The 13,273-nt window shown below is 56.4% G+C and carries 13 protein-coding genes; 4 read left to right on the top strand and 9 right to left on the bottom strand.

The features are described from left to right. Positions 1–33: 33 nt before the first annotated feature. The 8 genes from rseP to rpsB all read right to left on the bottom strand — a co-directional run bounded on the left by rseP (position 34) and on the right by rpsB (position 7,397). Complete coding sequence (rseP, locus tag LNA76_RS04040) at positions 34–1,356, bottom strand: RIP metalloprotease RseP (RefSeq protein ID WP_094196815.1); 1,323 nt, start codon at positions 1,354–1,356, stop codon at positions 34–36. Positions 1,357–1,367: 11 nt separating this feature from the next. Next, a complete protein-coding gene (locus LNA76_RS04035) occupies positions 1,368–2,570 on the bottom strand; it encodes a 1-deoxy-D-xylulose-5-phosphate reductoisomerase (RefSeq protein WP_094196816.1) in 1,203 nt (400 codons plus the stop codon). Between the two features lie 39 nt (positions 2,571–2,609). Continuing rightward, positions 2,610–3,464 (bottom strand): phosphatidate cytidylyltransferase, encoded by an 855-nt coding sequence (locus LNA76_RS04030; protein ID WP_230018002.1) that lies wholly within the window; start codon positions 3,462–3,464, stop codon positions 2,610–2,612. Positions 3,465–3,477: 13 nt separating this feature from the next. Next, entirely contained in the window at positions 3,478–4,242 is a 765-nt protein-coding gene (gene uppS / locus LNA76_RS04025; RefSeq protein ID WP_094198359.1) for a polyprenyl diphosphate synthase, read from the bottom strand. Positions 4,243–4,267: 25 nt separating this feature from the next. Beyond that, positions 4,268–4,828 carry a ribosome recycling factor gene (gene frr / locus LNA76_RS04020; RefSeq protein WP_094196818.1) on the bottom strand — a complete coding sequence of 187 codons (561 nt, stop codon included), beginning with the start codon at positions 4,826–4,828 and terminating at the stop codon, positions 4,268–4,270. 19 nt (positions 4,829–4,847) lie between these two features. Continuing rightward, positions 4,848–5,564: a UMP kinase gene (gene pyrH, locus LNA76_RS04015; protein WP_094196819.1), complete on the bottom strand. Its 717-nt coding sequence runs from the start codon at positions 5,562–5,564 to the stop codon at positions 4,848–4,850. A gap of 93 nt (positions 5,565–5,657) precedes the next feature. Next, the gene (gene tsf / locus LNA76_RS04010) at positions 5,658–6,536 is read right to left on the bottom strand and encodes a translation elongation factor Ts (protein ID WP_108727532.1); all 879 of its coding nucleotides are present in this window, start codon (positions 6,534–6,536) and stop codon (positions 5,658–5,660) included. A gap of 111 nt (positions 6,537–6,647) precedes the next feature. After that, positions 6,648–7,397, bottom strand: coding sequence for a 30S ribosomal protein S2 (gene rpsB, locus LNA76_RS04005; RefSeq protein WP_094196821.1), 750 nt, complete (start codon positions 7,395–7,397; stop codon positions 6,648–6,650). Between the two features lie 646 nt (positions 7,398–8,043). On the opposite strand from rpsB, the gene map reads away from it, so the two are divergent. From map to LNA76_RS03985, 4 genes are read left to right on the top strand one after another with little or no spacing between them, the layout of a single operon-like run. Next, positions 8,044–8,847, top strand: coding sequence for a type I methionyl aminopeptidase (gene map, locus LNA76_RS04000; RefSeq protein ID WP_094196822.1), 804 nt, complete (start codon positions 8,044–8,046; stop codon positions 8,845–8,847). Between the two features lie 3 nt (positions 8,848–8,850). After that, positions 8,851–11,430 carry a [protein-PII] uridylyltransferase gene (locus LNA76_RS03995; protein WP_230018000.1) on the top strand — a complete coding sequence of 860 codons (2,580 nt, stop codon included), beginning with the start codon at positions 8,851–8,853 and terminating at the stop codon, positions 11,428–11,430. Continuing rightward, complete coding sequence (locus LNA76_RS03990) at positions 11,430–12,143, top strand: MarC family protein (protein WP_094196824.1); 714 nt, start codon at positions 11,430–11,432, stop codon at positions 12,141–12,143. Before LNA76_RS03995 ends, LNA76_RS03990 begins: the two co-directional genes overlap by 1 nt. 4 nt (positions 12,144–12,147) lie before the next feature. Then, on the top strand, positions 12,148–12,648 hold the full coding sequence (locus LNA76_RS03985) for a disulfide bond formation protein B (protein ID WP_094196825.1): 501 nt from the start codon (positions 12,148–12,150) through the stop codon (positions 12,646–12,648). Positions 12,649–12,726: 78 nt separating this feature from the next. On the opposite strand, the gene LNA76_RS03980 is transcribed toward LNA76_RS03985, so the two are convergent. Continuing rightward, positions 12,727–13,239 (bottom strand): ClbS/DfsB family four-helix bundle protein, encoded by a 513-nt coding sequence (locus tag LNA76_RS03980; RefSeq protein ID WP_094196826.1) that lies wholly within the window; start codon positions 13,237–13,239, stop codon positions 12,727–12,729. Positions 13,240–13,273: the final 34 nt, after the last annotated feature.

The following is a 13,273-nucleotide window of genomic DNA, read 5'->3' as shown; positions in this document are numbered from 1 at the left end:
GTCAAATGGTTGGAAATTGTATGCCACCCGCTCTCAACTGAAAAGACGGGTGATGTCATTAAAAAAAGCAATACTCATCAGCACGGCCAACAAGGCCAAACCCAGCCGTTGACCGACAAGCATCATACGCTCCGAAGCGGGCTTGCCGCGCACGGCTTCGATGGCATAGTACAGTAGATGCCCACCGTCTAGCATAGGTACGGGCAATAAATTCAGTAAACCAATGCTAATACTGATCAAGGCCAAGAAATTCAGGTAGGCAATAAAGCCAATACGCGCTGTCTGACCTGCATAATCCGCAATAGTAACCGGCCCGCTAACATTACGTACAGAGACATCGCCCGTAATCATGCGCCCGATCATCTTCAAAGAGAACCAGAAAGTCTGCCCGGTACGGGTAAATCCGCGCTCCACGCTCTCAATGGGCCCATACCGCACCAAGGTCATGGGCATATCCATAGCCACTTGGGCACCAATACGCCCTTGTGCCTTGGCATTGCTCTGGGGAGTGAGCAGCAGGCGTTGAATTTCACCCTCGCGCAGCACCTCAAGCTCAAGTGTCTTACCCGCAGATTGTTGCACCTTTTGAACGAACGCCGTAATTCCAGGCTCGATCAAATCATCCAGCCGGAGAATAAGGTCGTCTTTTTTCAGACCTGCTTGTTCGGCTGCCGTATCTTTAAACACTTCTTGAACGACTGATCGTGCCGGGCGTAACATCAGCCCAGCCTTGGCCATCAGGTCCTGCCCGTCCGGCAAAATCTCGCCAGCCGGTAATGTCAGGTAACGATTTTCTTCTCGTCCCAGCAGGTCCTTGACTCCCACTTCGAGCTCGCCGCCCGAGGACAAGGCATCCATAAAGGCCCAGCGCGCCTGCAACCAGGAATCCACAGGTTTGCCATCCACCGAGACCAGACGATCCCCAGCCTGGAAACCGGCCTGAGCCGCTGGCGTGCCTTCTGGGACGGGACCGATTTGCGCGACGGGCTCCTGGGCTCCTAACAACCCTACAAAGGCATAAATCACCACCGCCAGAATCAGGTTGGCCATTGGACCAGCCAGCACAATCGCGGCACGCTGTCGCAGGGGCTTGTGATTGAAGGACTCGTCGATCTGTGCCTGCGTTGCATGAGCAGGCGGATCATTTTGCATGGCGACGTAGCCGCCCAAAGGAAGAGCAGAGACAGCCCATTCGGTGCCGTTCTTGTCGAAACGACGGTACAGCACCTTGCCAAAACCGATAGAAAAACGCTCTACACGCACGCCGCAACGACGAGCCACCCAGTAGTGGCCAAGCTCGTGAAAAGTCACCAGCACGCCCAAGGCTACCAAGAAAGCCAGAACCGTGAAGAGCATGTTAATTCCTGTTAAATACGCGCAGAGACTCTGCAGTAATCCAGCGCCAGCGAACGGGTCTCGCTATCCAGCTCCAACACCCCTTCCAGGGCCTCTAAGGCCTGGCTGGCACGGCCATTGAGCCTGTCCAGACAATGCTCAATCACCGCCGGAATCTGAGTATAGCCAATCTGCCTTTCCAAGAAGCGGTCTACGGCAATTTCGTTGGCGGCATTCAAAGTCACGCAGGCAGCCTGACTGCTGCGCAAAGCATCATAGGCCAATCGCAGACAGGGAAAACGCACAAAATCCGGCTGTTCAAAGTCCAGGCGACCCATTGTGGCCAGATCCAACAAGCCTACGCCGCTGTACAAGCGTTCCGGAAAGCCTAGACCGTAGGCAATCGCCGTGCGCATGTCGGGCTGCCCCAATTGCGCCATCACCGAGCCATCTATGTACTCAACCATGGAGTGAATCACGCTTTGCGGATGCACCACCACATCAATCTGCTCAACGGGCACCGAGAACAACCAATGCGCCTCAATAACTTCCAGGCCTTTATTCAGCATAGTGGCTGAATCTACCGAAATTTTGCGGCCCATGCTCCAGTTGGGATGCGCACAGGCTTGCTCGGGGGTCACCTCATCCAGCTCGGCCAAGCTGCGCGAGCGAAACGGTCCACCGGAAGCTGTCACCAAGAGACGGCGTAGAGCAGCCACAGGCTGACCGGGCTCCGCAGGTAACTCACCGGCCAGACATTGGTAGATGGCGCTGTGTTCGGAGTCGATAGGCATCAATTGCGCCCCGCCCTCTTGCACGGCTTGCATGAAGATACGGCCCGCAGCGACCAGCGCTTCTTTATTGGCCAGCAACACCCGCTTGCCCGCACGAGCCGCAGCCAGGGCCGAAGGCAGACCTGCTGCCCCGATAATCGCGGCCATCACCGTCGTTACTTGTGGGTCTGCTGCCGTATCGGCCAGAGCTTGGGCACCTACCCGGATCTCGGGCAAGACACCACCCTGCCACGCCGCCAGAAAGCGGCTACGCGCGGCTTCATCAGGCACCAGAACAACCCGGGCGGCACTGTCACGAGCTTGCTGGGCCAGCAGCTCCATACGAGTGTGGCCGCTCACGGCATAAACCGCCATCCGCTCCGGATGACGAGCAATCACATCCAGTGTGCTGATACCAATAGAGCCAGTGGCCCCTAACACACAAACATGCTGGAAACTCATGAGTTCTTCCTTGACGCAAACACTTAGTTCCACGCAGGACTAAAAGAGCCACGCCCCACTTAACAGCAAGGCTACGGGAGCAACCGGCAACAAGGCGTCGATACGGTCGTAGACTCCACCATGGCCGGGCAATAATTGACTGGAATCTTTCACAGCGGCACGGCGCTTGAGCAAAGACTCGAACAAATCACCTACGATCGACAAGGCCGCCAGGGCAACACCCAAAACAGCCGCGGCAACCCACCCCCAACGTTGCTGCACGTCGGCACCAAAGCTGCCTGCCCAATTTGCGCTTATCACCATCCATACCGCCGCAGCGGCCATACCGCCAACCGCTCCAGCCCAGGTCTTGCCGGGACTGACACGCGGGGCCAGTTTGGCCTTACCAAAAGCACGACCCGTGAAGTAGGCGGCGATATCCGCCGCCCAGATCAGAACCAATAGGGAGAGCACATACACAATGCCCTGCGTGTACAAGAAAAGAGACAGGCTGGCCCACGCGACCAAGGGAGCCAGCACACCCATCACACTGAGCAAAACACCTTGAGCTCGTTGTGTGGCCTGACCCTGCAACACCAGCCCTGTCGCACCAACGATCCACCATGCCGCCATTAACGGCACCAGGGCACGGTACACCAGATCAGCCGCCTGCTCTTGTGGACCTGTGTCATACCAGTACACGCTTAGCCACAACATCAAGGCACCGTTAAGCAAGGCCAAGGGCCATGCCCAACGCTGCTGATCCTCAGACAGACTCAGACGCTCCCACTCCCAGCACGCCAACGTACTCATCAGCACAAAGATGGCCAACAAGGGCCAGCGCACGGGGGCAAGCATGGCCGCGCCCAGAATCACCAGCAAGATCAGGGCGGTGATGACTCGTTGTTTCAACATAGATAAGGCTCCGTCAAGGCGCGGGGCTACCCTGCACCTGGGCACTGGTGCGCCCAAAGCGCCGCTCGCGCCCACGATACCACTCGAAGGCTTGTTCCAGCTGCGCCCGGTCAAAATCCGGCCAGTACACGTCTGTAAAGTACAGCTCGGTATAGGCCATCTGCCAGATCAAGAAATTGGAAATGCGACGCTCTCCACCCGTGCGAATGAACAAATCCGGCTCGGGGGCATAAGACATCGCCAAATAGGGGCTGAACATGGCCTCATCCAACTGCTCGGGATGATCGACCAAGTGAGGATTAGCGGCCAGCGCCTTTTGGGTCGCTTGCAAAATATCCCAACGACCGCCGTAATTGGCGGCAATCGTCAAATGCAAGGTGTCGTTATCGCGTGTTTTTTCCTCTGCATCGGCAATCAGCCCACGCAGTTCATCGCTAAATGCGGACAGTTCGCCAATAACATGAAGTCGGACGCCGTTTTTTTTCAGTGTTGCCACTTCTTTTTGCAGCATCTTGACAAATAGCCCCATCAACAGGGAGACCTCCTCGGGAGGACGTCGCCAGTTCTCGGAACTAAAAGCAAACAGGGTCAAATAACGCACGCCGAGCTCACCACAAGCCTCGACAATGCGCCGCACGGTCTGCACACCCCGCAAGTGCCCTGCCGTGCGTGGCAAAAGACGACGGGTCGCCCATCGTCCATTGCCGTCCATGACAATTGCCAGGTGGCCAGGAACCTGACCGTGTTCCGGAATAGTTTGGGTAGAACTGAAAGAAATCACCTAGCCACCTGTGCAAAAGCCGTTAGACCGTCATGATCTCGGCTTCTTTTTGGGCGATCAGCTTGTCGACTTCAGCCACATACTTGTCGGTCAGCTTCTGGATTTCATCCTGAGCGCGACGCTCGTCGTCCTCGGAAATCTCCTTGTCCTTGACTTGCTTTTTGAGCGTGTCATTGGCATCCCGACGCAGGTTGCGAATCGCCACCTTGGCATCTTCACCTTCACCGCGCACCACTTTGGCCAGATCGCGACGGCGCTCTTCGGTCAAGGCAGGCATGGGCACACGAATGCTCTCGCCCATCGAGATGGGGTTCAGGCCCAGCTCGTTGTCGCGAATGGCTTTTTCAATGGGGCCAGCCATATGCTTTTCCCATACCTGCACATTCAAGGTGCGAGCGTCAACCACCGTGATGTTAGCCACTTGACTGACAGGCACCATGGAACCGTAGTATTCGACCTGAACATGATCCAGCAAGCCTGCCGTAGCGCGGCCAGTACGAATCTTGGCCAGGCCCGTCTTGAGAGACTCCAGGGACTTGCCCATACGGTTATCGGTCGATGCTTTAATCTCGGAAAGACTCATGGACTAAATTCCTATAACTTTAAACGTGAACCAGGGTGCCCTCGTCCTCGCCACAAACCGCACGCGTCAAAGCGCCGGGTTTGTTGATCGAAAACACCTTAATCGGCAGTTTCTGATCGCGACACAAGGCGAAGGCCGTGGCGTCCATCACTTCCAGACGACGCACAATGGCCTCGTCAAAGCTGATGCGCGAATAACGGGTCGCACCGGGATCCTTATTGGGATCGGCACTGTAGATGCCGTCAACCTTGGTGGCTTTCAGTACGATTTCCGCCCCCACTTCGGCGCCGCGCAAGGCCGCTGCCGTATCGGTGGTAAAAAACGGATTGCCCGTACCGGCTGCAAAAATAACAACTTTGTTTTCTTCCAGGTAACGCAGTGCCTTGGGACGAATGTAAGGCTCCACAACCTGTTCAATATTCAGGGCGGATTGCACACGGGCATCCAGGCCACGGTGCTTCAAGGCATCTTGCAAGGCCAGCGCGTTCATGACGGTGGCCATCATGCCCATGTAATCGGCTGTCGCACGATCCATGCCCTGGGCACCTGGAGCGATGCCGCGAAAGATATTTCCCCCGCCAATCACGATAGCCAGTTGCACCCCCAACTGGGCAACCTGGGCGATCTCCTCCGTCATGCGAATGATTGTGCTGCGATTAATACCGAACGAGTCCTCACCCATCAGCGCTTCGCCGGAGAGCTTTAACAGGACACGTTTGTAAAGAGGGGTAGTCATGGGTGGGATTCCAAGTGACGAAGACAGAAGAGAGTGTAAAGCAGCAGGGCAGGCACCGCCACTACGGTGCCTGCCCTGAAAAAACCAGCTAGATTAGGCTTGGCCGGCAGCAGCAGCTACCTCAGCGGCGAAATCCTCAACACGCTTTTCAATGCCTTCACCCACAACGTACAGGGTAAAGCCAGCGATCGATGCTTTTTTCTCGTCCAGCATTTGCTGCACGCTTTGCTTGTCGTTCTTGACGAAAGGCTGGCTCAGCAGAGTCACTTCTTTCAGGAACTTGGCAACAGCGCCGTCAACCATTTTGGTGACGATGTCAGCAGGCTTGCCCGATTCAGCCGCTTTCTGAGCCGCCACGGAGCGTTCGGCTTCGATTTCAGCAGCGTCAACACCGGAAGCGTCCATCGCTTTAGGACGAGTCGCAGCAATGTGCATGGCCAGATCCTTGCCCACTTCTTCGTCGCCACCGGCGAAATCAACCAATACGCCGATTTTGCCACCGTGAACGTAGCTGGCCAGTTGGCCGGCTGTTTCGTAGCGCTGGAAGCGACGGATCGAGATGTTTTCACCAATCTTGCCAACCAGAGCAGCGCGCACGGTCTCGACATTGCTGTCGGCCAGTGGCAGTTCAGCCAAAGCGGCCAGATCTGCTGGGTTGTGCTTGGCAACCAGTTGTGCGACGTCGTTGATAAAGCCGATGAAGTCATCGTTCTTGGCAACGAAGTCGGTTTCGCAGTTGACTTCAACAACGGAACCGGTCTTGGCATCGTCAGCAATGTAAACAGAAACCAGGCCTTCAGCGGTAACGCGGGTAGCTGCTTTGCTAGCCTTGCTGCCCAGCTTCACGCGCAAGATTTCTTCAGCACGTGCCATATCGCCGTCGGCTTCGGTCAGTGCTTTTTTGCATTCCATCATGGGCGCGTCGGTTTTCTCGCGCAATTCTTTAACCATCGATGCGGTGATTTGAGCCACGGTTTTCTCCAATTCTGTAGAACGTGCCCCGGCAAGCCGGGGCGATACGAAAGGTCACTGTAGCTGTCTGCCATGACAACTGATGGTGTCTGGCAGACAGCGGTGAACCTGTTACTCCTGGGTGTCAGCCTGAACTTCGACGAATTCTTCGTCAGCGGCGATTTCTTCAACCAGACCGTTCAGGTTCTGTTCGCGGCCAGCCAACACGGCGTCAGCCATGCCACGGGCGTACAGAGCGATAGCCTTGGCCGAGTCATCGTTACCAGGAATCACGTAATCCAGACCTTCTGGCGAGTGGTTGGTATCAACCACGGCCACAACGGGGATACCCAGCGTGCGGGCTTCGGCCACAGCAATCTTGTGGTAGCCGACGTCGATCACGAACAGGGCGTCAGGCAGGTTGTTCATGTCCTTGATACCGCCGATGGCCTTGTTCAGCTTTTCCAGTTCGCGCTCGAACATCAAGGCTTCTTTCTTGCTCATGGTTTCCAGACGGCCTTCAGCCATCTGACCTTCCATTTCTTTCAGACGCTTGATGGAAGTCTTGACCGTTTTGAAGTTGGTCATCATGCCACCCAGCCAGCGGCTGTCAACGTAAGGCATACCGCAACGCTCGGCCTCAGCAGCCACCAGTTCGCGAGCAGCACGCTTGGTACCGACGAACAGCACGTTGCCGCCACGAGCAGCCAGTTGACGCACGAATTTGGTTGCTTCTTCGTACTGAACAACCGTTTTTTCCAGGTTGATGATGTGGATGTTGTTACGCTGGCCGAAGATGAACGGAGCCATCTTGGGGTTCCAGTAACGGGTTTGGTGGCCAAAGTGCACACCAGCTTCCAGCATTTCACGCATTAAAGACATAAAGTTCTCCAAGGGTTTGGTCTTGTAACTGCCCGGTATCCGGTAAGGGCCGCAGCCTGTGCTGCATTCCAGACACCCCGAGACGGACAGTCACGCGATTTACTACATACAACATAAAAAACGTCGCCCGACATGAGCGTACGCCTGCACTGCAACGGACCCGCGCCTTTGAGCAGACAAGAAATCTGCCGTCAAACCCGGGCCTGAAACTTTTCTGGCTACTGCCTGCATGCAGCGCACCGCTTGCAGGTGTATCCTAGGGGATTGCCTGGTCAGCATCTGTTGAACAAGAACCGGGCTGCTGCCCATGTTGCTTTTGCAACGCTTGTAATCGTGCTGACCCTGTATTCGTTGTGAATTCTGCGTGTTTTTGCTGGCTCGCAGCGCCCTGAGGCGTTTTTTTCAATCTTGGAGCAAACTGTCCTGACCCCTTGCTTTACTCATCCGCCCTGAAGATTCAGAAGGCCTGAGAAAAGCCGGTCAAACCAGGAAAACCTAGATTTAATGCGGTAAACAGCGTCTTGCGCTGCCTTACACCACCTTGCTTGGACAGCCGCCAGATCGTCCCAAACGGGACTGTGCGTAACTGCAAAATTCACAAAAGCCTATAATTCTACTATTTTTCAATAGACCTGTTCAAGTTGCTATGAGTATTCTCGTCACAGACCCCACTGATCTCGAAAAAATGCGCACTGCTTGCCAGACGGCGGCATCCATCCTTGACTACCTGACCCCCTTTGTCAAAGCAGGCGTCACGACTGGCGAATTGGACCGCCTGTGCATGGAGCGCATCAATGAACTAGGGGTCAAATCAGCCACCGTGGGTTACGCGCCCCCTGGCTACCCGCCCTTTCCGGGCTCTATCTGCACCTCCGTCAACCACGTCATCTGTCACGGCATTCCTGGCGATAAAGTGTTGAAAAACGGCGATATTCTGAACATGGACGTCACCATTATTCAAGATGGCTGGTTTGGTGACACCAGCCGCATGTTCTACGTGGGTGAACCCAGCATCCTGGCCCGTCGCCTGACTGAAACCACTTACGAATGCATGTGGTTGGGCATCGATCAGGTCAAGCCGGGCGCAACCCTGGGGGATATCGGCCACGCTATTCAGCAACACGCTGAAAAACAAGGCTTTTCCGTGGTACGTGAATATTGCGGACATGGCGTGGGCCAAAAATTCCACCAGGACCCGCAAGTGCTGCACTACGGCAAGCCCGGCACAGGCGTAAAACTGGAAGCCGGCATGATCTTCACCATTGAACCCATGATCAACGCGGGCCGTCGCGAACTGCGCACCCTGGCAGATCAATGGACCGTCGTCACCCGCGACCACAGCCTGTCAGCCCAATGGGAGCACGCCATACTGGTGACCGATACCGGCTATGAAGTACTGACCGTCTCGCCCGGCATGCCTGCCCCTCCAGCCATCATCAACAAGGCCTGAACCATGTCCTTCCTGGCCCAGCTTCGCGACAGAATTGCTTGCCGCCGGGCCCAGGTCTACGAGCGCTTCAGGCAAGACCTGCATTGTGATCGTCTGCTCAAAAGCCTGTGCCAGATTTGTGACCAAGGCCTGCGCGAACTCCTGGACTGTTACCCCCTGCCCCGCCAAGCCAGCTTGGCGGCCTTGGGCGGGTATGGTCGCGGGGAACTGTACCCGCACTCGGATGTGGATCTACTGATTCTGTTGCAGCGTGAACCAAACGCAGAGGACATTGACCGCATCCAGGCATTGGTCGCCGCCTTATGGGATATCGGCCTGGCCCCCAGCCACAATGTGGCCACACCCGCCCAATGCCTGGAACAAGCCAGCCAGGACATCACTACCGAAACCGCCATGCTGGAAAGCCGTTGGTTGGCAGGCTCCAGGTTATTGCTGCGCCATGCCCAACAGCAACTGCAAAGCCAGATGGACCCGCAAGCCTTCTTTCTGGCCAAGCAGGCCGAGCAGCAGCAGCGTCATGCCCATCTGCAAGACACGCCCTACTCCCTGGAGCCCAACTGCAAAGAGTCGCCTGGCGCCTTGCGTGACTTGCAAGTGCTGCTCTGGATGGCCAGGGCAGCCGGTTTGGGGCGCACTTGGCTGGACGTCGCGCAATCCGAGCTGCTGACCGAATCCGAGCTCAATGCCCTGCAACGGGTCGAAGCAGCCTTCAAGCGCCTGCGCATTGAACTTCATCTACTGACAGGCCGCGCCGAAGACAGACTGCTGTTTGATCTGCAACCACGTCTGGCGGAAATCTACGGCTTCCAACCCACGGCCACCCGACGTGCCAGCGAACTGCTGATGCAGCGTTACTACTGGGCCGCCAAGATTGTCAGCCAGCTCAATCTGATCCTGATGCGCAGCATTGAGGAACACCTGTTTCCACAAACCGATCAGGAACCGCTTGTCCTGGATGAACACTTCCAGATTCATCATGGACAGTTGGAATTGCGTCAAGCCAATGGCTTCGAGCAAGACCCCTCTCTGATCTTTGTCGCCATGCTGCATTTGCAGCAACAAGCTAGTTTGCGCGGCCTGAAAGCCGATACGCTGCGCGCCTTGTGGCACGCCCGCCGCCTGATCGATGCCACCTTCCGGGCCGAGCCCCGAAATCGACGTCTGTTTCTGGAAATTCTCCAACAGAACAAAGGCATTGTGCACACTTTGCGCTTGATGAATTTGCTCAACCTGCTGCCCCGCTACCTACCTGTCTTCCGGCGCGTGGTCGGGCAGATGCAGCACGACCTGTTCCATGCCTATACCGTGGACGAGCACACGCTGAAAGTCATACGCAATCTACGCCGCTTCACCATGGCTGAGCACAGCGAGGAGCTGTCCATGGCCAATCAGCTAATGAGCGGTTTTGATCGCCACTGGCTGCTGTATATTGCCGCCCTTTTTCACGACATTGCCAAAGGACGCGGTGGGAATCACTCCGAATTGGGTGCCCAGGACGCATTGGCCTTTTGCCAGGATCACGGCCTGATGCCCGTAGATGCAGAACTGGTGGTGTTTCTGGTCCGAGAACACCTGAGCATGTCTCAGGTCGCACAAAAACGCGATTTGAGCGACCCGAATGTAATTTTCCAGTTCTTACAAACCGTAGGCACCGAACGCCGGCTGACCGCCCTGTACCTGCTCACCGTAGCCGACATTCGTGCCACCAGCCCAACCGTCTGGAACTCCTGGAAAGGCAAGCTACTGGAGGATCTGTACAACCTGACCTTGGCCGCGTTAGGGCGCGACGTCAAGGACGGTGTCTCCGTGCTGGATCAGCGCAAACGTGACGCCGCCGGTGAAATACGTCTGGCCGGTCTGCTGGACGATGCTCGTGAAGACTTTTGGCAGTGGCTGGACAAGCCTTATTTTCTGCGTCATGACGCCAGCGAAATCGCCTGGCACACGATCCAGCTCTACCACCAGTCCCACAGCCTGACTCCTGTTGTGCGCATACGTCCCGCCGGACAAACCGACGCGCTGCAGGTACTGGTCTATACCAAAGACGCCAGCCGTCTGTTTTTACGTATCTGTCGTTACTTTGACAGCCAGGCCGTCAGCATTCAGGACGCACGCATCTACACGACTCGCCACGGCTGGGCACTGGACAGCTTTGTCGTGATGCTGCCCGCCTACGACCATGCCCTGCGGCGTGATCCCTTGCTGATCGAAACCGAGCTGTGCCAGGCACTACAGCAGGACTGGATCCCCAACGAGCATGCTCACGATCCCTATCGCGACATACGTTCGCGCCGGGCTCGAGTATTCCCCATTCAGCCCACCGTGGATCTGCGCCTGGATGAGCAAGGCCAGGACTGGATTTTGACCTTAAGTGCTACAGACCGGCGCGGTTTGTTGTACAGTCTCGCCCAAGTATTCGAGCGCCACGGCGTACGACTGCGCTCAGCCAAAGTCATGACTCTGGGCGACCGCGTGGAAGACGTCTTCATCCTCAGTGGCGCCGCACTGGAACACAACCGTCATCAATTGCGCCTGGAGCGCGATGTACGTTTGGCCCTCTCTCAACAAACCTCCGCGTCTTAATGGAAATCTCCTCTGTCTTTGCCGATGTCAGTCGCAGCTTCTTGTTTGCATTGGCCACACTCTTGCCCATGCTGAACCCGCCTGCGGCCGCCCCCATCTTTCTGACCCTGACCGAAGGGGCCAGCGTGCCCGATCGCGCCCGACTGGCCAAGAAAGTTGCCATCAACATTTTCATCATGCTGGCCATCGCTATGGTGGCAGGCAATATTGTGCTGAATTTCTTTGGCATCTCCCTACCCATCATTCGTATTGGCGGGGGCTTGCTGGTGATTGGCACCGCCTGGCGATTGATCAACGCCTCGGACTTTGATGCGGCACACGCCCAGAACATGGCCGAGTCCTATTCCTGGGAACAAATTCGCTCCAAGGCCTTCTACCCCTTGACCTTCCCCATGCTCTGCGGCCCCGGCTCCTTGTCTGCTGCGCTGACGGTAGGGGCGACCTTGCACGACAACTCGGTCGCCGGCACCATGAGCAAGCTGGCTGGCGCCCTGCCCGCTATTGCCGCTGCCAGCTTTATTGTGTTTCTGGCCTTGCGGTTTGCATCTCAATTTCTGTACAAACTGGGCAAGAATGGCACCGCTGTCGTGATGCGCCTGTCCGCCTTTATTCTCTTGTGCCTGGGCGTGCAGATTACCTGGGCAGGTTTCCACGAGCTTTTCCTGGGTTTGCTACAGGAAGCCTCTACCTTTCATTCTTTAAGTTCCTCTTGATACCATGGCCGCCTCTTCCCGCCAATCCGCTGCACCCTATTATCTGATCGCCCTGCTCGCCTTCTCAGGCGTAGGCATTGCGCTGCTCTCTCAGCACGTATTCAGCATCCCACCTTGCGCCTGGTGCGTGCTGCAACGGCTGATTTTCATTGTGCTGGGCGTATTCAGCCTGATCGCAGGTGTGCTGCAGCAACTTGGTCACCCACGCAGCTCCACCATAGCCAGCCTGCTGGGTTTGGCCACAGCGGTAGGCGGTATTGTGGCTGCCTGGTATCAGGTCTCTGTGGCGCAACACCTGTTCAGCTGCGACCAGACCTTTGCTGACCGCTTCATTACCCAATCTGGCCTGGAAAGCGGCCTGCCCTGGTTATTTGGCATCTATGCTTCCTGCATGGACGCCCGTCAACCGCTGCTGGGGATTGAATATGCGTACTGGAGCCTGGCGTTGTTTGTCATTCTGGGCCTAGGCTTGCTGCTGACCTTGTTCAAGCGTCGTGGTGCTTAGCATTGGCGGCCATATGTTTCAGGCATGGCGTGACAGCTCGGCCAGACCGTGCGCCAGCACGCCAAGAACATCGAATTATCAGGTGATGGCGTTCGCTTTCTTCCACTTGCGCAACCGCAACCGTGCATTGGCATAGGGTGACGATGTATTGAACTGGATCATCCGGCCTTGGGTGTACCTCTCATACCAAGGCATGCCATACAGCGAAGCATCGTTTTCCTGCTCAACGAGCGCGACAATGCGAGCATGTACATCCGCAAATAGCCGCAGCAAGTCAGCGTAGGCCACGCCTGCATAGTCGGCATAAAATTTTTGCGCCAGTCTGCCTAACTCGCTCCACGTATAGCCGGTTTCAGGGAAATCGACCGGTCGTCCCTTTGATTTGCCATCACACCATTTCAGCACCAACAGATTCCATCCGATCAAATAAGCCACCAGATCGGACACACTCATCTGTGTGCCTTGTCTATGCCCCGGCAGCGTCGCGTCTCGGGCATGCTCCGCTGGCACACTGGCAAGGTCGGCCATCAGTTTCTGATAGGTGGTACGAATCGCATCCAGCAATTCCTGCTTGTTCTGTGGCACCGCCATACCGATCCTCTTTACGCTACGACGAAACTTCCGA

This window comes from Alcaligenes sp. MMA (assembly GCF_020907215.1).
Taxonomy (GTDB): domain Bacteria; phylum Pseudomonadota; class Gammaproteobacteria; order Burkholderiales; family Burkholderiaceae_B; genus Alcaligenes; species Alcaligenes aquatilis.
Note: the sequence above shows the minus strand (reverse complement) of the source record. Positions and strands in the feature narration are given on the sequence as shown.

Bases quoted from the DNA above. Each gene is read 5' to 3' on its own strand.
- LNA76_RS04030 (WP_230018002.1), bottom strand. From the start codon at position 3,464: ATGTTGAAACAACGAGTCATCACCGCCCTGATCTTGCTGGTGATTCTG.
- LNA76_RS03985 (WP_094196825.1), top strand. From the start codon at position 12,148: ATGGCCGCCTCTTCCCGCCAATCCGCTGCACCCTATTATCTGATCGCC.
- LNA76_RS03990 (WP_094196824.1), top strand. From the start codon at position 11,430: ATGGAAATCTCCTCTGTCTTTGCCGATGTCAGTCGCAGCTTCTTGTTT.
- LNA76_RS04035 (WP_094196816.1), bottom strand. From the start codon at position 2,570: ATGAGTTTCCAGCATGTTTGTGTGTTAGGGGCCACTGGCTCTATTGGT.
- pyrH (WP_094196819.1), bottom strand. From the start codon at position 5,564: ATGACTACCCCTCTTTACAAACGTGTCCTGTTAAAGCTCTCCGGCGAA.
- LNA76_RS03980 (WP_094196826.1), bottom strand. From the start codon at position 13,239: ATGGCGGTGCCACAGAACAAGCAGGAATTGCTGGATGCGATTCGTACC.
- map (WP_094196822.1), top strand. From the start codon at position 8,044: ATGAGTATTCTCGTCACAGACCCCACTGATCTCGAAAAAATGCGCACT.
- rpsB (WP_094196821.1), bottom strand. From the start codon at position 7,397: ATGTCTTTAATGCGTGAAATGCTGGAAGCTGGTGTGCACTTTGGCCAC.
- LNA76_RS03995 (WP_230018000.1), top strand. From the start codon at position 8,851: ATGTCCTTCCTGGCCCAGCTTCGCGACAGAATTGCTTGCCGCCGGGCC.
- frr (WP_094196818.1), bottom strand. From the start codon at position 4,828: ATGAGTCTTTCCGAGATTAAAGCATCGACCGATAACCGTATGGGCAAG.
- rseP (WP_094196815.1), bottom strand. From the start codon at position 1,356: ATGCTCTTCACGGTTCTGGCTTTCTTGGTAGCCTTGGGCGTGCTGGTG.